This is a genomic window from Bradyrhizobium sp. SUTN9-2, assembly GCF_003122645.1.
In the GTDB taxonomy this organism is placed as follows: Bacteria; Pseudomonadota; Alphaproteobacteria; order Rhizobiales; family Xanthobacteraceae; genus Bradyrhizobium; species Bradyrhizobium yuanmingense.
Genome location: NZ_LAXE01000001.1, coordinates 5,029,542 through 5,049,392 on the forward strand (window position 1 = coordinate 5,029,542; position 19,851 = coordinate 5,049,392).

Below are 19,851 nucleotides of genomic sequence, written 5' to 3' on the forward strand. Positions count from 1 at the left end.
TCCGACCGTTCCGCTCGGCGGCAAGCCTTCGTCGTCGAGGCGCGTGAGATTGGCCCAGAACCTAGCGCCGGGCATGGTGTCCGCACCGCCCTCGAGACGGATCTGGTTGCCGTAGAGCCGGCCACGCGCTCCGATCGAGGCGACGTCGGCGCCCATCAGCGGCTTGTAGCTGGGGTCGAGGTTGTGCCGCTCGGTGATGACCTGGGCGATGATCTCGCCGTCGCGCTCGACATAACTGCCGAGATGCGCGAAGCCCGAATTGCCGCCCAGCATCCTTCCGTCGTGCAGGCACATGATGCTGCAGCCGAACCCATCGTTGACGCCGTATTCAACCTTGTAGAGCCCGTCCAGCAACGTCTTGAACCTGCAAATCGAAAATGAATTGCGGGCTACCTAGCACCGACGCCACAGCGAAGCCACCGGCTTCTGCGCGCATCGCCACCCCGGGGACCTCCGCCCGCCGTGATGCCATTATGCCCCTGTTTTGCCCGACGGGTCAAAACTTCACTTCGTAAAACCCGCAGTCAATGATTTCAGGGACTTGGCTACTGTGCATGGGGTTGTTTTGGAGGTTTATTTGCCGGCCTCCGAAAAAAGCTCCTCGGCCGATCGGCGCCAGGCTCGAACCTGCTCCCACGGACGCACGACCAATCGCGCATGGACACGCAATCAGCCGAGGACGAGCTCAGCGCGATCATCGCCGGCGCCGCGAAGCAGCCGCTGCTCGATGCCGCCTACGCGCTCTGGCGCCAACGCTACCGCCTGGAGGCCATCGCGGGCCGCCCCACCGCCGAAGAGGTGCGGGTCAATCGCACCTTCTCGCCGGAGGAATTCATCATCCAGTACCGCCATGAACGCGCCCACGCCCATGAAGGGCCGATGTTCGGCTATGTGAAGCGCGCTCATCCGCGCGCCGACGATCAGGCGATCCGGCAAGCCATCATCACGGCGGTCAAATTCGAAGACGCCTACAACAAGCACTTCGACTGGAACGGCGATTTCGAGGATTGCGTGGCGCGCGCGGTGAAACAGGCCGCGCGGAAATATCCGCATTATCTCGAGACCACCTACCGCGATGCCCGCAACGATCTCGCCTACTACATGAAGTGAACTAGAGCATGATCCGGAAAAGTGTGAAGCGGTTTTCCGAAAAGATCATGCTCAAACAATAGGCTAAAGCGCGATGACGATTCATCCTGATCGCATCGCGCTTTAGAAGCACAGCGTGGTGACCAGCCTGCCCTGCTTGTCCTTGATCGCATAGGGACAGCGAATGCGCTCCAGCGCCTTCTTGGCATCCTCGTCGCCGAGCGCGGCGGCGCGCTCGTAGTAGGCCTTTGCGGCGTCCTTGTCCTTCGCACCGCCGCGCCCCTCCTGCGCGAAGGCGCCCATCCGCTCCAGCGCGCCTGGATGGTTTTGCGCCGCCGCCTTCTCGAACAGCGCGCGCGCCGCGACATCGTCCTTTGCGCCGCCATCGCCTTCAGACAACATCAGGCCGAGCTGGTACTGCGCTTCCGCATTGGTCTCGGCGGCCTTGCCGAGCAGCGCACGGGCTTGGGCGGGATCGGCCGGCGCGGCGCCACCTGCGCTACCGAGCGCTGCGAGATTGCTGACGCCGCGCGGGTTGCCGGCCTGCGCCGCCTTCTCGAAAAGCTTACGCGCCTGCGCCTCGTCCTTGGCGACGCCCGAGCCGGTGGCGTAGGTAACACCGAGCTCGACCATGGCCGCACTGGATCCCTTGTCGGCCGCCTTGCGCCAGGCCGCGATCGCCTCCGCGGTCTGCCGGTTCGCCGCGTAAGCGCGCCCGAGCTCGAACATCGCGCGGCGCGAGGCGTTTGCCGCCTGCTTGCAGAACTTGACCGCGGTCGCGATGTCGGCGGAAGCGATCTCCGCGACGCCCTTCACGTCAGCCGGCTTGTCGGGATCGCTGGGATCGGCGGCGAGACGGTCACACAACACGAGGTCGGCCGATTGCGCCTGCGCCGTCAGGGGCACGGCGAGCGCAAAGAGCATGGCAAGGAGGAAAGTCCGCATGATCGTCACGTTGCGTCTGTGGCCCGGCAAATTCAAGGCTCAAGTCGGTTCGCGTCTGCGATGGGTGGCTCAGGCGCGATGCATCAGCTTGAGCGCTGCGGTCAGGCGCAAGCTCCGCTTGCCGGCCAGCGCGGTTGCCTCCAGCACCGCCTGCTCCGCGTCGTAGCTGCCGGAGAAGCCGATGCCGACCTCGTGGCCGCCGAAGATCGGATCGTCCTTGGCCGGCGTGTGCTCCTGGTTGAGGATCTGGCCCTTCCAGCGGCCCTTCCCGGCGGTGTAGCTGCCGAGATAATAGAAAGCCGCATCGCCGCCGAGGATGCGGCCCTGGTTCAGCAGCATCACGCCGGTGAGTCCGCCGTCGAGGCCGTCGAGCATGCGCAAATGGATGGAGTAGAGACCGTCGCTGATGCCGGCTTCGCCGACGCCGCCGGCGATCGGCACCTCCTCGTCAGTGATCGGCGTCATCAGCGACTGAAACGGCACGCCCGGCAACTCCTTGAGCTCGCCCTTGAAGCGATAGAGATCGCCGTCGGCCCAGCCCTTCGCGATCAGGGTTGCATCGTCGGTGCCTGCCATGGCGCGGTAGCTCGGATCGGGATTATGGCGGACGGTCTTGATCACGATGTCGACGCCGCTGTCGGTCTTCTCATAGGTGCCGATATGGGCGAAGGCCGAATTGCCGCCGAGCATCTTGCCGTCGCCGGCATGCATCACGCTGCGGCCGACGGTATCGCCGAGCTGAAATCTGACTTTGTAGAAGCCTTCAATCACCAGCCGTGTCCCCGGCCCTGCGCGCATCCGGATGCACTCTATCCCGCTTTCGGCGGCGATGGACAAGTTTCGCGGCGCCCGGGTCGGCAGGCACAGGAACGGTTGTCATCAAAATGCAAAAATCCGCCGGAGCCTTCGCTCCGGCGGATTGAATGCCAACCCGGGCCAGCCCCCAGCCCGGGCCGGGAGGATCTTAGGCCGCGGCCTTCTTGTCGGTCGGCACGGACGAGATCGTCTTCAGGATCTGCGAAGCGATCTGGTAGGGGTCGCCTTGCGAGTTCGGACGGCGGTCTTCCAGATAGCCCTTGTAGCCGTTGTTGACGAAGGAGTGCGGAACGCGGATCGAGGCGCCGCGATCGGCAACGCCGTAGCTGAACTTGTTCCACGGCGCGGTCTCGTGCTTGCCGGTCAGACGCTTGTCGTTGTCCGGGCCGTAGACGGCGATGTGGTCCATCAGGTTCTTCTCGAAGGCGGCCATCAGCGCCTCGAAATACTCCTTGCCGCCGACTTCGCGCATATAGGCGGTCGAGAAGTTGGCGTGCATGCCCGAGCCGTTCCAGTCGGTGTCGCCGAGCGGCTTGCAGTGGAATTCGATGTCGATGCCGTACTTCTCGGTGAGGCGCAGCATCAGGTAGCGGGCCATCCACATCTGGTCGGCAGCGGTCTTGGAGCCCTTGCCGAAGATCTGGAATTCCCACTGGCCCTTGGCGACTTCCGCGTTGATGCCTTCATGGTTGATGCCGGCAGCCAAGCACAGGTCGAGATGCTCTTCGACGATCTTGCGGGCGACGTCGCCGACGTTCGAGTAGCCGACGCCGGTGTAGTACGGGCCTTGCGGCGCCGGATAGCCGGCGGTCGGGAAGCCGAGCGGACGGCCGTCCTTGTAGAAGAAGTATTCCTGCTCGAAGCCGAACCAGGCGCCGGAATCGTCCAGGATGGTGGCGCGCTTGTTGGACGGATGCGGGGTCTTGCCATCGGGCATCATGACTTCGCACATCACCAGCACGCCGTTGGTGCGCGCACCGTCCGGAAACACCGCGACCGGCTTCAGCACGCAATCGGAGCTGTGGCCTTCGGCCTGCTGGGTGGAGGAGCCGTCGAAGCCCCAGAGCGGAAGCTGCTCGAGCGTCGGGAACGACGCGAATTCCTTGATCTGAGTTTTGCCGCGCAAGTTGGGAGTCGGCGTATATCCGTCGAGCCAGATGTACTCGAGCTTGTACTTGGTCATTGAGCCTCTCTGTAGATGATGCGAAAGGTTGGGGGCCCGGGAGGGCCCCCGCACGTTTGTACCCGGCCATCATCGGCCAGCCTTTCCCAAGCATTTCGCGTGCCAAAAGGCCGCAGTACGGGCGGTTTTCCACCGCTTCCGGCTCCTCTTCGCCACAGACGGGCCCTCCACGGCACCGTGCGTCATAGCCGCGCACCTTGGCCCGAAGCTGCGCTGCAAAAATCCGGCGGAAAACGCCCGATTTAGAAGCAGCGGACGCCGACCGCGCATTGCCGATGAAACGCGCATCAACGTCCGGTAACTTTCGCAAACTCCCCCACCCCTTCTCAGCAACCTTCGGAATGGCCCACGCGTTGGTCAGCGGTAGCGTGCCTTGGAGGATGCAGAAGGCTTCCTGCCTACAAATTGAGCGGAAACTGATTTCCTTTTCAGCACTTTCCAATCGGGGATGAGCGGCCGATATGGGGATTCCAGTAACCACAATCGAACGAGTCGGGCGCACCATGGAGGCCAAGGCGCTTCGACCAAGGAGAATCGCAATGATGAACAATGGTCTGAGTCACGGATCTGCAAAGATCTACCAATTCCCCGTCGGCGGCCGTGCGGCCCTCGCCGGACGCCGCTATGGCGAGACCCGCCTTCCCGCCGATCAGGCTTCGCTGCCCGCGAACGTCTCGATCTGCAGCGACAGCTGGTATCACCAGGATGCGGTCGACGAAGCCAAGCCCAAATGGGAACGCTGATGCCAGCTGCTGGTCTGACAGTGCCGGGCTTTCGCAAGCGGCCGGCGGCAGTTTGAAAAAGGGTCGAAACAACGGCGTTTCGGCCCTTTTTAATTCCAGGTGCGCCCGCGCCTAGATCCCGGGCTTGTCGACCACCGCGCAGGCCGTAACCGGCCGCTTCAGGTGTTTGACCGTAGCGGGCCCGGTCTTGGGAATCCTCAGCGTGACTCCCGCCCCCGAATAGCGCATCCCCGAAACCGCCAGCCGCTTGGCGAGCGTAACCGGCTGGCCATCGATCTGGACGAAGGCCCGCTTGTCGTGGTCATAAAAGCCTAGGATGAACTGCGTACCATCGGCGCAGCGGTAGGTGTGGAAGGTCTGCGCATCGGCCTGCCGCGCACCGAGCATTGCGCCCGCCAGCATGCTGACCGTCAAAACAATGGCCTTGTGCCGGCCCATGATCGCCCCCTGTAATAGACCGCAAGGACGCCAAACGTGCATCCGGTGGAACCATAACCCAAGCTGATCCCATGCAAGACTCCTCCCTGAAGGACTCCCCCGCCCGCCATCTCGCCCTTCAGGGTGCGAGCAATTTCCGCGACCTCGGCGGCTACCCGACCATTGATGGCCGCACCACACGCTGGCGGCACATCTTCCGCTCCAACCATCTCGGCCAGCTCACCGCTGCCGACATCGAGGTCGTCCGCGCGCTGGGCGTGCGCAGCGCGTTCGATTTCCGTGGCCTGGAGGAGCGCGCGGCCGGCATCTGCGTCGTGGACGAGATCACGGTGCATTCGCTGCCGATCGAGCCGACCGTCGTGGCCGGGCTGCGCGCCGAGCTCGCGAAGGGCACGCTGACCGCGGCCGTGGCGCTCGAGCTCATGCGCGAGTCCTATCGCAATTATGTGCGCCACAACACGCACAGCTTCCGCGCGCTGTTCGGTCATTTGCTGGAAGATCGCGCGCCGCTCGTGATTCACTGCACCGCCGGCAAGGACCGCACCGGCTTCGCCAGCGCGCTGATCCTGCATGCGCTCGGCGTGGCGGACGAGGTCATTGCCGAGGATTATCTCTTGACCAACCGGCACTACAAGCGCGACCCGTCGAACGTCTTCGATCTGCCCGCCGACGTCCTCGACGCGATCGGCAGCGTCGAGGCCTCGTACCTTGCGGCCGCTTTCGAAGCGGTCGGCAGCGAATATGGCGATCTCGAAACCTATTTGCGCGACGGGCTCAAGCTCGGCACGGCAGAGCGAGACGCGCTGAAGGCGCGCTATCTGCAAGCATAGGGCGGCTGTGCCGGGAGAACGATCATGCAAGGCAAAATCTTGATCGTGACGGGCGCAGGCGGCGCGCTCGGCCAAGTAGTCGCGGAAACGGCGCTGGTACGCGGCGCGCGCGTGGCTGGCATCGATCACGCGTCTTCGCAAACCGCCGCAAGCGCTGACCACATCGACATCGCGGGCGTTGACCTGTCCGACCCAGCGCAGGCGAAAACGGCCGTCGATGCGGCGGCAAAGCATTTCGGCCGGCTCGACGCATTGATCAACATCGCCGGCGGCTTTGCCTTCGAGACCGTCGGCGACGGCGATATCGCGACGTGGCAGCGCATGCATGCGCTGAACGTGCTGACCGCGCTCAACGCCTCGCGTGCGGCGTTGCCGCACCTTGCCAAGTCCACGGCCGGCCGCATCGTCAATATCGGCGCCATGGGCGCACTGCAGGCCGGCAACGGGATGGGCCCCTATGCCGCGTCGAAAGCCGGCGTGCATCGCCTGACCGAGGCCCTCGCAAACGAGTGGAAGGGCAAGGTTACCGTCAACGCGGTGCTGCCCTCGATCATCGACACCGCGGCCAACCGCGCCGACATGCCGAAAGCCGACTTTTCCAAATGGGTGACGCCCCAGGAGCTCGCCGAAGTGATCCTGTTCCTCGCCAGCGATGCCGCGAGCGGCATCACGGGCGCCCTGATCCCGGTCGGTGGCCGGGTGTAGTCGCGTTCCGATCAAAACGTTAGAGGCACCGGCTCCGATTCAATCGGGGCCGAGAACGCTCTAGACTGGCTGCAACTGATTCTCCGATCGGACGTCCCTTGGAAACCGCGCTTTACCTGCCCGTCAAACGCTTCCTCGAAGAGCTCGGCTTCACGGTCAAGGGCGAGATCGGTGGTTGCGATCTCGTCGGCCTCAGCGCGGGCGATCCGCCAGTGGTGGTGATCGGCGAGCTCAAGCTTGCCTTTAATCTCGAGCTGATCCTGCAGGCGGTCGATCGCGCGCCGGCCGGTGACGAGGTCTGGATCGCAGCGAAGATGTCCGCGCGCGGCAAGGGACGCGAGAGCGACGCGCGCTATCGCAATCTCTGCCGCCGCCTCGGCTTCGGCATGCTCGGCGTGACCGATCGCGGCCAGGTCGAAGTGCTGGTGAAGCCGCCGACCGCGGCGCCGCGCCGCGAGCCGAAGGTGCGCTCGCGTCTCGTCGCCGAGCATCAGCGCCGCCAGGGCGACCCCGTGCTCGGCGGCAGCACCCGCGCACCGATCATGACGGCCTATCGCCAGCAGGCGCTGGCCTGCGCGTCGGCTCTTGCCGAAGGGCCGAAGCCGGTGCGCGAGCTGCGCGAACGCTGCCCCGATGCCGGCAAGATCTTGCTTAACAATGTGTATGGCTGGTTCGAACGCACGGAGCGGGGAATCTACCGGCTCACCGAAGCTGGACACGCCGCCCTGAAACGTTGGCCTCAGCAACGGGTGGAGGTCGGCGCAGGTGCTGCGTCACCGCTGTGACACCAGACCGGTGCATAGCTGAGATGCCGCACCGATTTCATATTGCAATGCAACATTGGCGGCACTAGGTATCCCGGCATCAAGATGAGGCCGTTATGAGCGCAGACTGGAATACCAAATATGGCACGCGGCGCGTCCGCCACGATCCCCCGACCCTGGACGAGGCGATCTTCGCCGCTGTCGGCATCACAGACGACCAGGCGCAGCAGGCCGAGATCGCCGCAGCCTTGATGGGGATGCCGCTCGACGTCGTCCAGGCCGAGGTGAAGAAGCAGGCCCGCTCCAACAGCCGCATCACCGCCACCCGCGTGATCGCCGGCGAACAGGGCGCGCAGCGCTCCGTCGTGGTCGAACGCCGCGTCGTCCGCCGCTTCGGCGCCGGCACGCGCAGCTGAGCATTCCTTTCATCGCACCGAACACGAAAGCGGACCGGCCTGGCCGGTCCGCTTTTTGATTCCTGTCCGCAATTTCCCGGTTATGCGGCGCGATTGCCGTACATGCTCGAGATCAGCTTCCAGCACGTGCTGTTGAAGCTGAGAAGCGCGCGCCCGGCCGTGAACGGCGAGGCCGCGAGATCGGCAAGCTCGGCCTCGGGCGTCTTGGCGAGGTCGATCGTGCCGGTCGATTCACCATGGCGGAAAGCCAGATGGGCCCCGAACTTCCTGGCGAGCGCCCGCATCGCATGATTGTCCGCGCCCGTCGTGATGCGCAGCTGCTTGTAGCCCTTCCAGCGGGCCTCTGCGATCAGGCGGCGGAACAGCACGGTGCCGACGCCCTGGCGGCGCGCGGAGGCTTCCACGCTGAAGGCGACCTCCGGCAAGGAACCGTCCTCGGGCGGGTGCAGCTCGGCCGCGCCGCGCACCACGCCTTCGACGATATAGGCAACGATGACGGTGCCGTCCTCGGCACAGCGGGCGGCGTAGCGCTCGATGAAGCTGTCGTCGAGAAAGCCGTTGAAACGGTCGTGCCGGCTGCCGGCATCAAGCCTCAGCAGGTGATCGCGCAGGAGCGGCAATTCTTCCTGCTGGATCAGGGTCCGCACATAGCCGGGAACGGTACGGACGGCGTCTTCAAGTACCACTTCAGAACTCCTCTTGGTGTTCCCTCGAGGAGGCGTTCGAATCCCTAGGCCTCCTATATTGTGCATCGCACCATGATTTTCAAGACGGAGACCTGCCCAAGTTTCGGGCACCGAAGCGACCAATTCGTTAATAAAATCAAAGTCCCATAGTTTCACAGGACCAGCTGGGTCTGGGTCACCACCGCAACCAATTTGCCGTCCTCGGTTTCCAATCTGGTGGTCCAGACCTGGGTCCGCCGACCCCTGTGCACCGGGGTGGCGGTGGCGATGACCGTGGCCCCCTCCTTGGCCCCACCGATGAAATTGGTCTTGCTCTCCAGCGTGGTCGTACCCTTGGCGTCCTCGGGCAGATTGATCACGGTCGCTGCCGCGCCGACGGAATCGGCCAGCGCCATCACGGCCCCGCCGTGGATGGTGTGGTGAAGCGTGCAGAGTTCGGGCCGGACCGTCATCCGCGCCACCACGCGGTCCTTCTCCGCCTCGACAAATTCGACGCCCTTGAGTTCGGCGAACGGCATCTTCATCGCTTTAAGTTTCTCGAGCGGCGTCATCGGATCTCCTCCCAACTTCTTGTTGGCTCAACGTGAATTGCTTCAAGCCGCAAAGCAATGACGTCCGAGGTAATGGCGATGCTGACATCGGCGCGCAGAGCCGGGAAGCGCTGCACTGCGTCCGGGGCACGAGACCACCCTCACGTCACTGCATGCACGACCTGATACTCCGGCCGTCGCCACACCTCCCCTGAAATCACCTCTTCGACGATCTCCGCGGCCCGCACGATCTCGCCCTCGCCGATGTACAGCGGCGTGAGGCCGAAGCGCATGATGTCGGGCGCGCGAAAGTCGCCGACGACACCGCGGGCGATCAGGGCCTGCATCGCGGCGTAGCCGCCGGCGAAGGCGAAGGAGACTTGCGAGCCGCGCCGCTCATGGTCGCGCGGCGTCACGAGCTTGAGTTGCGGACAACGGCGCTCGACTTCACCGATCAGGAGATCGCCCAGCGCCAGCGAACGCGCACGAACCTCCTTGATATCGACCTTGTCCCAGATATCGAGCGAGGCCTCCAACGCCGCCATGGCGAGCACCGGCGGGGTGCCGACGCGCATGCGCTCGACGCCGCCCGCGGACGCATAGGCAAGCTCGAAAGCAAACGGTTTTGCGTGGCCCATCCACCCCGACAGCGCGGCGCGCGCGCCGTCGGCATGGCGCGGTGCGACATAGAGGAAGGCCGGCGCGCCGGGGCCGGCGTTGAGATATTTGTAGGTGCACCCCGCGGCGAAATCGGCGCCGCTCCCGGCGAGATCGACCGGCAGCGCGCCGGCGGAATGGGCGAGATCCCAGACCGTGACGATGCCGAGCGCATGCGCTTTCGCTGTCAACTTCGCCATGTCGTGGCGGCGGCCGGTGCGATAGTCGACCTCGGTGATGTACAGAACGGCGATCTCCTCAGACAATGCGTCCTCGATCTCCTCCGGTGCTACCAGGCGCAATTGATGGCCCCGTCCGAGCGTCGCGATCAGGCCTTCGGCCATGTAGAGGTCAGTCGGGAAGTTACCGGTATCCGACAGGATCACCTTGCGCGAGACGCTCATGTCCAGCGCGGCAGCTAGCGCCTGATAGACCTTGAGCGACAGCGTGTCGCCGACCATGACCGAGCCGGCCTCCGCGCCGATCAACCGCGCGATGCGGTCGCCGACATGGCGCGGCTGCACATACCAGCCTGCACTATTCCAGGCGCGGATCAGCTCGTTGCCCCATTCCTCGGTGATCACGCGGTTGACACGCTCGGCAACGCCCAGCGGCAGCGCACCCAGCGAGTTGCCGTCGAGATAGATCACGCCGTCAGGCAAATGGAACAAGGCTCTAGTATCGTCGTAGACGCGAAGCCGGGTCATGGACATCCCTACAGAATCGTACGCACGCGCCAGAGTTCGGGAAACAGTTCGACCTCGAGCATGCGCTTGAGATAACTGACGCCGCCAGTGCCGCCGGTACCACGCTTGAAGCCGATGACGCGCTCGACCGTGGTGACGTGGTTGAAGCGCCAGCGCCGGAAATAATCCTCGAAATCGACCAGCTTCTCGGCCAGTTCGTAGAGCATCCAGTGGGTTTCCGGCGCCTCGTAGACGATACGCCAGGCCTGCAGCACGCCTTCGTTGAAGCTGTGGGTTTCGCGAACGTCGCGCGCCAGCACCGCAGCAGGCATCTTGAGCCCGTTGCGGTCGGCAAGCCGCAGCACCTCGTCATAGAGGCTCGGCGTCCCGAGCTCGGCTTCGAGCAGCTTGATCGTCTCCGCATCGTGCGCGTGCGGCTTCAGCATGGCGTGGTTGCGGTTGCCGAGCAGAAATTCGATCAGCCGGTATTGCCGCGACTGGAAGCCCGAGGATTGTCCAAGCTGCGAGCGGAAGCGGGTATACTCGCTGGGCGTCATTGTGCGCAGCACGTCCCAGGCCCCGTTCAGCTGCTCGAAGATACGCGACATCCGGGCCAGCATCTTCATCGCGGGTTGCACCTCATCCCGTGAGATCGCACGGCGCGCAGCCGCGAGCTCGTGGATGGCGAGCCGCATCCACAGTTCCGTGGTCTGATGCTGGATGATGAACAGCATCTCGTCATGCGCCTCCGACAGCGGATGCTGCGCACCGAGGATCGCGTCCAGCGCGAGATAATCACCGTAGGACATGCGCCGGGTGAAATCGGTCTCGGCGCCTTCGCTTGTGGGATCGTAATCGCTGGACGTCATGGCTGGCCCTCTCGATCGATCGTCCCTGGTCTCATTCATCGAGGCCGATCAGGCGCGCGGTGATCTGTGACGACGGATCCTTGAGCCCGTCGATCACCGTGAAATGGTTGAGGCCGGGCTCGACGACGAGGTGCGTCGGCACGTCGAAGCCGGTCCAGATGTTCGCCATCAGATCGGACTGGCGGATGAATTCGGGCCGCTCGCTGCCGCCGACCCAGGCCGTCACTGGCGAACGCCCTCGTGGCAGATGCAGCGCCGCGCTTTCCAGCGTCGCCTCCTCCATCGTCATGCGCAGCGTCTCGTTCATCCCCGTCTTCAGGAGCGGACGCAAGTCGTGCAGGCCGCTGATCGAGAGCGTACCGGCGATGCGGTTGTAGACGGCGGACTCGAGCCGGCTGTCGCCGCACAGCATGCGTGTGACGAGATGGCCGCCGGCGGAATGGCCGGCGAGCCGGATCGGCCCCGAGACGAGCGATGCCGCTTTGGCGATCGCGGCGGTGATCTCCGCAGTGATATCGGAGATGCGGGCAGCTGGTGCCAGTGTGTAGCTCGGCAGCGCCACCGTCCAGCCATGGTGCCGCGCGCCTTCGGCGAGATCGGTCCAGGTCGATTTGTCGAAGCGCATCCAGTAGCCGCCATGGACGAAGACGACGAGACCCTTGCTGTCGCCGTCAGGCAGGATCAGATCGAGCCTCTGGCGCTCGCCGGCGCCGTAGGCGATGTCGGGGCGAAATTCCTTCAGCCCGGCGCGGTAGGCCGCCGCCCGCTCCGCCCACAGAGCCGGCAGCTTGTCCGAGCCCGGGATGTGGGCCGAATTGGCGTAAGCGTCATCCCAATCGCGCATCGTTGCTCCCGAGGACTCGTCCGACGAACCGAACGCCAGTCTGCCACCGGTCAGGGCGGCATCCTAGTCTTTCTTTTAAGCTTAAAGGATTGAGGGAGCCGGTGGATTGGGCAGCGACCGCTACGAGCTGAGCTGTCGCAGGGTGGGCAAAGCGGAGCGTGCCCACCATCTTGGTTCATCCGAGAGAAAGGTGGTGGGCATGGCGCAAGTGCGCCTTTGCCCACCCTACCGCAGTGGCGATGGGGAGACCGCTACGCCTTCTCCACGCCGCACCATTCCGCGATGAACAGCGCCATCGCCTTGGTCGCCTTCTTCAATGACTCCAGGTCGACGAACTCGTTGAAGCCGTGCATCTCGCCTCCGCTGGCGCCAAAACACAGACTCGGGATGCCGTGGTTGAGGCCGTAGAAGCGCGTGTCGGTCAGCGCCGTGAAGACGAGGTCCTCTGGCGTACCGCCATAGACCCTGTTGAAGGCCTTACCGAACGCAGCCTCGGGCTCCGCGGCGTTGGTCAGCTCATAGCCTTCCGACAGGAAGCCGGACCATTCGACCTGCGGCGGATTGTTGGCGAGGAAGCGGTGGTTGCGCGAAGCGGCGGCGACGCAAGCCATGATCTCCTTCTGGTGATCGGCGATCGACCAGCCCGGCAACACCGCAATCCGGCAGTCGACATCGCACCAGGCCGGTACGCTCGAGGCCCAGTCACCGCCCTTGATGATGCCGGCGTTGAAGTTGACGGGATGGTCGAGCGTCTTGAAGTGACGGTCGGCCTTGGCCCGCTCGTTCCATTCGATCTCGAGCTTTTGCAGCGCCTGGATCAGGTGATATGCCGCCATGATCGCGTTCGCGCCGGAGCCTGCGAAGGCAACGTGGGTCGGATGCCCCTTCACGCGGAGGCGGAACCAGATCACGCCGACCTGGGAGCGCACCATCTTGCCGCCGGTCGGCTCCGGAATGAAGCAGGCGTCCGCTCGATAGCCGCGTTGCAGCGTCGAGAGTGCGCCGACACCGGTGCTCTCCTCCTCGATCACCGATTGGAAATGGATCCTCGCCGTCGGCCTGAAGCCCGCGGCCTTGATCGCGTCCAGCGCATAGAGCGCACCGATCGTCCCGGACTTCATGTCGCAGGCACCGCGGCCGAACATCTTGCCGTCCTTGATGACGGGCGCGAATGGCGGTGTTTCCCACAATTCCAGCGGACCGGCCGGCACCACATCGCAGTGCCCTTGCAGGATCAGCGACTTGCCGCCATTGGTTCTCGGACGGTAAGTTCCCACCACGGATCGCGCCTTCGAGAAATCGTGCTCGATCGGACCGAAGCCGCGCAGGTCCTTCAAATCCTCGACGTCGATATGCCAGTCGTCGACCTCGTAGCCGCGTTCGCGCAGGAGATCGCCGATCATGTCCTGGCATGGTCCCTCCGCCCCGCGGGTCGAAGGGATCGCGACGAAATCGCGGGTGGTTGCAAGCTGAGCCTCGAAGCCGCTGTCGACGGCGTCAAGAATCCTCTGCTGCGTTTCGGCATTCATTCGGGCGACTCCAGACATTCCAATGGTCCCAGGGAGCGCGCAAACTAGCCGATTTCAGCCGTTCGGGTACTCCAGAAAATATGCATCCCGCAATGCATCTTCGAGCAGCCGGCCTTCGGAATAGCCGTTCAGAGTCGCAGGCCGGCTGACACCATCGAGCAGGCGCGGGCACGGTTCGGGGGCGCCGAGCACGGTGCGGACCGGAATGCGCTCCGCATAGATCGGCAGCGCATAGTCCTCGTCGTCGTCGGCGACGCCCTTGGCGCGGATCTTGGCCGAGGCTTCCTCGATTTCCATTGCGATGAAGGACGTCGCCTTGATTTCCTGCGTGGTGCTCTGTCGCAGGCCGGCGGTGCGATCCGGGAAGAAGCGATCGACCATCGCGATCACCGCGCGCTCCTTCTCATCGGGGTCGGTGACGAGATAGGCTGTGCCGAACGCCATGACGGCGCGGTAGTCGGCGGAATGGTTGAAGCCGCAGCGTGCCAGCACGAGGCTGTCGAGATGGGCGACCGTCAGGCAGACGCGCTCGCCCTTGCTCTGGTTGCGCAGCATGCGGCTGGCGCTCGATCCGTGCCAGTACAGCCTGGTGCCCTCGCGCCAGAAGAAGGTCGGCGTGCAATAGGGCTGGCCGTCGATTGCGTAGGAGACGTGGCACAGCATCGAAGAATCCAGGATGCGATGAACCGTGTCGTGATCATAGAAGCCGCGGTCGTGCCGGCGCTTCACCTGGTTGCGTGCCGATGTCGGATAGGAATTCGAGGTCTCGGTCTGGCTCACGGCCGCTCCTGCTCGGATGGAAGAAATCCGGAGCAGTTGTAGCGGCGCATTTGGTCTGCGATAGTTCCAATTCCATGCAAAAAATTCCGACCAATTCGTCGTCCCGAACCACGCCCGAGCTTCCGCTCGACCTCACCGGCCCTCACGTCACGGCCGGCGCTTCTGCCGCGCACCGGCTGTATCAGGCACTGTGCGAGATGATCGTCTCCGGCCTGGTCCGGCCGGGCGAGCCGCTGCCGCCATCGCGGACGCTGGCCAGGCAGACCGGCTTCCGCCGCAACGCCGTCGTCACCGCCTATGAGCGCCTGATCGCCGACGGCTTTGCCGACGCGACGGTCGGCTCCGGAACGTTCGTCGCGGCGCGTATCCCCCAGCGCGCCGCCGAGCCGAATAAGCCGAAGGTCGTTCTCGAAGCGCCAAAGCAAGGCGCGTTTGCGCTTGGCTGCACCCATATCGACGAGCGCGCCGTGCAGCGCTTTCGCGCTTTCGTCGGCCGCCGCATGCGCGCATTCGGAACCGAGCACCTGCATTACGGCGACCCTCGCGGCAGCCGCGAGCTGCGCGTGGCGATCGCCGACCATCTGTTGTCGGCGCGGGGGCTACGTTGCGATCCCGACCAGATCATGCTGACCTCGGGCACGCTGCACGCGCTGCGCATCGTGCTGAGCGCGATCCTGAAATCCAGCGACCAGGTCTGGTGCGAGGACCCGGGCTATCCCGCCGCGCGAAGAACCATCGCCCATTGCGGTTATCGCGCCGTGCCCGTCCCGGTGGACGAGCACGGGATGCGCGTCGCCAAAGGCCGCATCGCGGCGCCGTCCGCGCGCGCGGCCTACGTCACGCCGTCGCACCAGTTTCCGCTTGGCGTGCAGATGTCGATGCCGCGACGGCTTGAGCTTCTGGACTGGGCCAAACAGGCCGGCGCATTCGTGCTCGAGGACGATTACGACAGCGAGTTCCGCTATGACGGCGCGCCGCTGATGTCGCTCGCCGGCATCGATCGCCTCCAGCGCGTGATCTATCTCGGCACCTTTGCCAAGACGCTGTTTCCGGGCCTGCGCATCGGCTATTGCGCGCTGCCCGAACGCCTGATCGCGGACGTGACGACGGCGCGGGCGGCGCTCGACCGCTTTCCCGGCACGCTGATGGAGGGCGCGGTGGCGGACATGCTCAATTCCGGCGCCTTCGCGGCGAATCTGAAGCGCGTGCGGAAACTCTATCGCGAGGCGCGCGACGTGCTCGCCGAGAGGCTGGAAATCGCATCCGGTGGCGCGCTTTCGGTGCCGGTGCCCTCACAAGGCCTGCATCTTGTCGCCCGGTTCGATCCTGCCGTCGATCCGGCGGTGGCGGCGCTGGCCAAGCAGGCGGCTGGCGCCGAAGGCTGGCTATTGGCCGACACCTATTCGCGCGGGCGTCCCCTGCCCGGCTTCGTGCTGGGATTTTCCGGACATCCCGTGCCGCAGCTCGTCGCCTCCGCCGAACGTCTCGCGAGGGAATCGCGCGCAGCCTTGGCCGCAAAAGGAAAACCGGCCCGCCGGGCCTGACGAAGCTTCACTATCAGAATCGCCCGCCGCTCCCTAGATTGCGGCATCGATTCCGGGACCTCACATCATGCTGCTGCGCCACGCGACCTGCCTCTCGCTGCTGATCTCCATCGCGCTTGTCTCGACGGCACGCGCTGCCACAGTCGGACGTGAGCAGGACATCGGCGATCTGAAGCTCGGCCAGCGCGTGCTCGTGGATGACGGAACCTGCCCCGCCGGTCAGCTCAGGGAAGTGCGCGGCGCGAAGATGACCGACAAGGGAGTCTCGCGCACGAGTTCCTGCGTGCCCCGGCACGGACCGAAAACGAAGTAAGGATCCAGGACTATTTCGCCGGATCGAACATGCACTGCAGGGTCGGTTTGGCGATCTTGGTGAAGGTCGGGCCGATCTCGCTGTGCTTGGAGGCCGGTACCCAATCTGTCTCGATGGTGGGCACGCCGGTCTCGCTGATGCCGCGCAGCAGCGCTTCGCGCAGATCGCGATCCTCGACGGCCGCGGCGGCGTGATCGTGCAGGCAGCCGCAGACCGCTTCCGGATGCTGCCAGCGCCCGAGCATGTGCGGCGCACACTGGCGCACGAATTCGCCACGCGGATCGGGTAGCCTGGAAGGTGAGCGGACCTGCGCCTGAACGGAGCTGATCGTCAGAAGGGACACGAACGCTGCGGCGCAGAGACGAAGCAACATGATAGTTTTGCCGGCTGTTTCGTTGTGTGCAGTCAGAAGCGCGCGGCGACCATGATCGGCTGAGCGGCCGGAACCGCAACGGGCGAGCCGCTGTACTGGAAGGTACCGACACCGGGGAGATTGCCGTCGGGCGCACCCGCCAACGAGGAGCCGGCGAGCACGAAACCGAAAGCAAGGATGAAGCTGAGCGCGCGCATGATCTGTGTCCCAATTCGATTGCCGGCGGTGCGCCGTCGTCGTTATCAGCCTGATAACCATGGGCGGTTTCGCGCGTGATGCGCGAAAAACTGAAAATGGTTTCGTCTTCGTGAGAATTGTTTCGTCCCGGCCACGGCGACGAAACAATTCTCGGAAAATGCCAGTTATTTCAGATAGGTCTGGCGGCAGGCCAAAGTCGCCTGCCAAGTTCCGGCGCCGGCACAGACGTGCACCCCGCCCAGGCGTTGTCACGCGGCCGCCGCGCACGCTTCACATGCATTTTACGTTTTTCTGCTGAAAGGGCGGCAAAAGAAGGCTGGATCCTGTCGAACCGGAATTGGTTCGGCAACGACCCAAGCCATCGAAACCGAGACGCCCGGATCATCGGGCGCATTCACGTGAGGGATGGCCATGATGGCGGGAAATCGCGCAACGCCGCGCGATGAAAATCCACCGACGGAGCGCGCAGATCAACCGATCATTCGCGGCAGCACCGGCGCAATGGCGCTGCAATCGAGCCGCGGCCTCGAGGCGGCGCCGCAGACGTTCGTGCGACTGACCGGATCGCGCCTTGCGACGCCGCGCGATCGCCGCCGGGTGAACGCGAGCGCGTTGCAGGAGTGAACGCGGAGCGCCTCATTGCGTGAAGAACTCGCCGCACTTCTGGACGTTTGCGTCCGCAGGTCCCCACGGCATGATCGGCACGGTCGAGGTCGAGTTCTTGGGCGAGCCTTCGATCAGCTTGTCTGAATAGACCATGTAGACCAGCACGTTGCGCTTGGCGTCGCAGCCGCGCACGATCTGCATCTTCTTGAAGAACAGCGACCGGCGCTGGCGGAACATGTCGTCGCCCTGCTCCATTTTGTGCTTGAACTTGACCGGACCGACCTGGCGGCAGGCCAGCGAGATATCCGAGACCTCCTCGGCAAGGCCGAGCCAGCCTTTGAAGCCGCCCTTCTCCGGCACCGTGAAATGACAGGCGACGCCTTCGACTTCGGGATCGTCGAGACCATAGGTCGCGAGCTTGTCGTTCGGGCTCATCCATTTGAACACGGTAGAGCGGCGGAAGATCAGATCAGGTTCGTCGGCCGCAGATGCCGAGGCCATTGGCGCGGTCAGAGCCAGGAGGAATAAAGCGAGGCCTTTCAGACGGATGCTCGAAAGACCGGGGAAACGAGATGACATGAAGTTCTCCGCTAACAAGTCCCCGCAATGTAGGAACGCAAGCGGCGGTCAGGAAGGCGGCAGAGGAGCGGACCAGGCCGCCGTTTACCGCTCCGTGAGGCTTTTTTGCTACGCCTTGGACAAAAGTAGCTGATGGCAGAACCGCGCTGCTGGTGAACGCGTATCCCCTTTGCGAGACTAACGTCTGATTTGGATAATGGATTCGAGGATGAACAGCGTGAACGGGTGGGGTTCGCCTGCCAAGCCGGCACGGCTGTGGCAGGTCGCCATGTTGACGGCGGCGGGTGCGATCGGCGCAACCAGCGAAGCAAACGCAGCATTTTATTACTGGACGGACTATTCCGACCGGCCCTACTACGCCCGGCCGAACCGGCTTCCCGAAATACCGCGCCAGAAGCCGCAAAAGCGCGGCGCCGCAAGCAAGAAGGACGTCGTTGTCGAGAAGGAAGCCGGCACCAAGCCGCAAGGGCCACTCGTCATCGTCGTCTCGATCGACCGGCAGAAGATGACGGTCTACGACAAAGCCGGCGTGTTCGCGGAATCACCGGTGTCGACGGGCATGAAGGGCCACTCGACGCCGATGGGCGTGTTCAGCATCATCCAGAAGCACAAATTCCACCGTTCCAACCTCTATAGCGGCGCGCCGATGCCGTACATGCAGCGGATCACCTGGTCCGGCGTCGCGATGCATGCTGGCGCGCTGCCGGGCTATCCGGCCTCGCATGGCTGCATCCGCATGCCCATGGCGTTCGCGATGAAGATGTGGAACTGGACCAGGATGGGCGCGCGCGTGATCGTGGCGCCCGGCCAGGTGTCGCCGCAAAGCTTCTCCCATCCCGTGCTCGCCTCCATGCGCGTGCCGCCGCAGCCCGCCGCGAGCCTCGCGCCGCAGACCAATGTCGCTGACAAGGCCGATAAGGGCACGACCGAAGCCAAGCCGGTCGAGACCAAGACGGCCAGCGCCGACAGCGTGGTCGAGCTGCGCACCTCGGTCGGCCACACCGTGTTGTCGGACGTGACCACCGGCCATGCGGCTGCGCGCGAGGAAGCCGCGGCGACGGCCAACGAGGTCAAGACGGCCGAAGCGGCCAAGCCTGCGTCCGAAGACGCCGCCAAGCCGGCGACCGAGAACAAGCCTGCCGACAAGGTCGACCCGGTCAAAACGGAAGCCGCGAAGGCACCCGATGCGCCGGCGCTCGCCACCGCACCCGATGCAAAGAAGGACGAGGGCCGCCTCACCGATCCTGCGCCGGCGGCAAAGCCGGACACACCCAAGCGGGCCGGCCAGATTGCCGTCTTCATCAGCCGCAAGGATTCCAAGCTCTATGTGCGGCAAAATTTTGCGCCGCTGTTCGAGGTGCCTGTCACGATCGCCGCGAGCGACCGGCCGCTCGGCACGCATGTCTTCACCGCCGAGCTCGACAAGGCCGATGGCAACACGCTGCACTGGTCGGTGGTGTCGCTGCCCGTGTCCGCCCGTTCCGTGGCGCGCGAGGACGACAACCGCGTGGCGCGCCGCCAGCGCGGTGCCGCCGTGATCCCCGTCGCCGCAAAACCGGTGGTGACGCCGGACAGCCCAGCCGAAGCCCTCAACCGCATCTCGGTCCCCACTGAGACCATGGCGAAAATCAACGAGATGCTGACGTCAGGCGGCTCGATCATCGTCTCCGACCAGGGCATCAACCAGGGCGAGACCGGCGAAGGTACCGACTTCATCGTCCGCCTGTA

General features: G+C 64.6%; 24 protein-coding genes and 1 pseudogene. 10 read left to right on the forward strand and 15 right to left on the reverse strand.

Going from position 1 to position 19,851, the window contains the following annotated elements; all coding sequences use genetic code 11:
• A pseudogene (locus tag XF30_RS23315) lies at nt 1-354 on the reverse strand (GrlR family regulatory protein); the annotation flags it as partial.
• A gap of 303 nt (nt 355-657) precedes the next feature.
• On the opposite strand from XF30_RS23315, the gene XF30_RS23320 reads away from it, so the two are divergent.
• The gene (locus XF30_RS23320; RefSeq protein ID WP_036022783.1) at nt 658-1,110 is read left to right on the forward strand and encodes a hypothetical protein; all 453 of its coding nucleotides are present in this window, start codon (nt 658-660) and stop codon (nt 1,108-1,110) included.
• 102 nt (nt 1,111-1,212) lie between these two features.
• Here XF30_RS23320 and XF30_RS23325 read toward each other — a convergent pair whose 3' ends face one another.
• The 3 genes from XF30_RS23325 to XF30_RS23335 form a co-directional block, all read right to left on the reverse strand.
• Nucleotides 1,213-2,034 carry a tetratricopeptide repeat protein gene (locus tag XF30_RS23325; protein WP_192893228.1) on the reverse strand — a complete coding sequence of 274 codons (822 nt, stop codon included), beginning with the start codon at nt 2,032-2,034 and terminating at the stop codon, nt 1,213-1,215.
• A gap of 69 nt (nt 2,035-2,103) precedes the next feature.
• A complete protein-coding gene (locus XF30_RS23330) occupies nt 2,104-2,805 on the reverse strand; it encodes a GrlR family regulatory protein (protein WP_109145826.1) in 702 nt (233 codons plus the stop codon).
• A 193-nt stretch (nt 2,806-2,998) separates the two neighbouring features.
• Nucleotides 2,999-4,033 carry a glutamine synthetase beta-grasp domain-containing protein gene (locus XF30_RS23335; protein WP_036000382.1) on the reverse strand — a complete coding sequence of 345 codons (1,035 nt, stop codon included), beginning with the start codon at nt 4,031-4,033 and terminating at the stop codon, nt 2,999-3,001.
• A gap of 539 nt (nt 4,034-4,572) precedes the next feature.
• Here XF30_RS23335 and XF30_RS23345 point away from each other — a divergent pair.
• Nucleotides 4,573-4,776, forward strand: a complete 204-nt coding sequence (locus XF30_RS23345; RefSeq protein ID WP_036022780.1) for a DUF2735 domain-containing protein — start codon at nt 4,573-4,575, stop codon at nt 4,774-4,776.
• A 111-nt stretch (nt 4,777-4,887) separates the two neighbouring features.
• Here the strand turns inward: XF30_RS23345 and XF30_RS23350 are convergent, their stop codons facing one another.
• Entirely contained in the window at nt 4,888-5,214 is a 327-nt protein-coding gene (locus tag XF30_RS23350; protein ID WP_109143963.1) for an MliC family protein, read from the reverse strand.
• 86 nt (nt 5,215-5,300) lie between these two features.
• Between XF30_RS23350 and XF30_RS23355 the strand changes: the two genes are divergently transcribed.
• The 4 genes from XF30_RS23355 (at nt 5,301) to XF30_RS23370 (ending at nt 7,929) form a co-directional block, all read left to right on the forward strand.
• Nucleotides 5,301-6,044 carry a tyrosine-protein phosphatase gene (locus XF30_RS23355; protein ID WP_036022792.1) on the forward strand — a complete coding sequence of 248 codons (744 nt, stop codon included), beginning with the start codon at nt 5,301-5,303 and terminating at the stop codon, nt 6,042-6,044.
• 24 nt (nt 6,045-6,068) lie between these two features.
• The gene (locus XF30_RS23360; RefSeq protein WP_109143964.1) at nt 6,069-6,749 is read left to right on the forward strand and encodes an SDR family oxidoreductase; all 681 of its coding nucleotides are present in this window, start codon (nt 6,069-6,071) and stop codon (nt 6,747-6,749) included.
• Nucleotides 6,750-6,847: 98 nt separating this feature from the next.
• Complete coding sequence (locus tag XF30_RS23365; RefSeq protein ID WP_057029000.1) at nt 6,848-7,534, forward strand: DUF2161 domain-containing phosphodiesterase; 687 nt, start codon at nt 6,848-6,850, stop codon at nt 7,532-7,534.
• Nucleotides 7,535-7,629: 95 nt separating this feature from the next.
• Nucleotides 7,630-7,929, forward strand: coding sequence for a hypothetical protein (locus XF30_RS23370; RefSeq protein WP_036000395.1), 300 nt, complete (start codon nt 7,630-7,632; stop codon nt 7,927-7,929).
• A gap of 80 nt (nt 7,930-8,009) precedes the next feature.
• Here XF30_RS23370 and XF30_RS23375 read toward each other — a convergent pair whose 3' ends face one another.
• From XF30_RS23375 to XF30_RS23405, 7 genes are all read right to left on the reverse strand, one after another.
• Entirely contained in the window at nt 8,010-8,615 is a 606-nt protein-coding gene (locus XF30_RS23375) for a GNAT family N-acetyltransferase (protein ID WP_109143965.1), read from the reverse strand.
• Between the two features lie 152 nt (nt 8,616-8,767).
• Nucleotides 8,768-9,166, reverse strand: coding sequence for a PaaI family thioesterase (locus XF30_RS23380; RefSeq protein WP_036000401.1), 399 nt, complete (start codon nt 9,164-9,166; stop codon nt 8,768-8,770).
• Nucleotides 9,167-9,306: 140 nt separating this feature from the next.
• Nucleotides 9,307-10,509: a kynureninase gene (gene kynU, locus XF30_RS23385; RefSeq protein WP_109145827.1), complete on the reverse strand. Its 1,203-nt coding sequence runs from the start codon at nt 10,507-10,509 to the stop codon at nt 9,307-9,309.
• Nucleotides 10,510-10,517: 8 nt separating this feature from the next.
• Nucleotides 10,518-11,357, reverse strand: a complete 840-nt coding sequence (gene kynA, locus XF30_RS23390) for a tryptophan 2,3-dioxygenase (RefSeq protein ID WP_036022774.1) — start codon at nt 11,355-11,357, stop codon at nt 10,518-10,520.
• 31 nt (nt 11,358-11,388) lie between these two features.
• A complete protein-coding gene (locus tag XF30_RS23395; RefSeq protein WP_109143966.1) occupies nt 11,389-12,201 on the reverse strand; it encodes a hormone-sensitive lipase in 813 nt (270 codons plus the stop codon).
• A 251-nt stretch (nt 12,202-12,452) separates the two neighbouring features.
• The gene (locus XF30_RS23400; RefSeq protein ID WP_036000410.1) at nt 12,453-13,730 is read right to left on the reverse strand and encodes an ArgE/DapE family deacylase; all 1,278 of its coding nucleotides are present in this window, start codon (nt 13,728-13,730) and stop codon (nt 12,453-12,455) included.
• Nucleotides 13,731-13,784: 54 nt separating this feature from the next.
• The gene (locus tag XF30_RS23405; RefSeq protein ID WP_025035905.1) at nt 13,785-14,510 is read right to left on the reverse strand and encodes a pyridoxamine 5'-phosphate oxidase family protein; all 726 of its coding nucleotides are present in this window, start codon (nt 14,508-14,510) and stop codon (nt 13,785-13,787) included.
• A 74-nt stretch (nt 14,511-14,584) separates the two neighbouring features.
• Between XF30_RS23405 and pdxR the strand changes: the two genes are divergently transcribed.
• Together pdxR and XF30_RS23415 are read left to right on the forward strand one after the other, a co-directional pair.
• Nucleotides 14,585-16,054 (forward strand): MocR-like pyridoxine biosynthesis transcription factor PdxR, encoded by a 1,470-nt coding sequence (gene pdxR / locus XF30_RS23410; RefSeq protein ID WP_109143967.1) that lies wholly within the window; start codon nt 14,585-14,587, stop codon nt 16,052-16,054.
• 67 nt (nt 16,055-16,121) lie between these two features.
• Nucleotides 16,122-16,367: a DUF6719 family protein gene (locus tag XF30_RS23415; RefSeq protein WP_036022769.1), complete on the forward strand. Its 246-nt coding sequence runs from the start codon at nt 16,122-16,124 to the stop codon at nt 16,365-16,367.
• Between the two features lie 10 nt (nt 16,368-16,377).
• On the opposite strand, the gene XF30_RS23420 is transcribed toward XF30_RS23415, so the two are convergent.
• Entirely contained in the window at nt 16,378-16,740 is a 363-nt protein-coding gene (locus XF30_RS23420) for a hypothetical protein (protein WP_036000421.1), read from the reverse strand.
• Between the two features lie 32 nt (nt 16,741-16,772).
• Nucleotides 16,773-16,937 (reverse strand): hypothetical protein, encoded by a 165-nt coding sequence (locus XF30_RS38630; protein ID WP_167361658.1) that lies wholly within the window; start codon nt 16,935-16,937, stop codon nt 16,773-16,775.
• A gap of 412 nt (nt 16,938-17,349) precedes the next feature.
• Here XF30_RS38630 and XF30_RS23425 point away from each other — a divergent pair, with 412 nt between their 5' ends.
• Complete coding sequence (locus tag XF30_RS23425) at nt 17,350-17,562, forward strand: hypothetical protein (RefSeq protein WP_036000463.1); 213 nt, start codon at nt 17,350-17,352, stop codon at nt 17,560-17,562.
• Nucleotides 17,563-17,574: 12 nt separating this feature from the next.
• Here XF30_RS23425 and XF30_RS23430 read toward each other — a convergent pair whose 3' ends face one another.
• Nucleotides 17,575-18,123 (reverse strand): CreA family protein, encoded by a 549-nt coding sequence (locus XF30_RS23430; protein WP_036000425.1) that lies wholly within the window; start codon nt 18,121-18,123, stop codon nt 17,575-17,577.
• A 208-nt stretch (nt 18,124-18,331) separates the two neighbouring features.
• Between XF30_RS23430 and XF30_RS23435 the strand changes: the two genes are divergently transcribed.
• The coding region (locus tag XF30_RS23435; protein ID WP_192893229.1) for a L,D-transpeptidase at nt 18,332-19,851 on the forward strand (1,520 nt) is incomplete at its 3' end.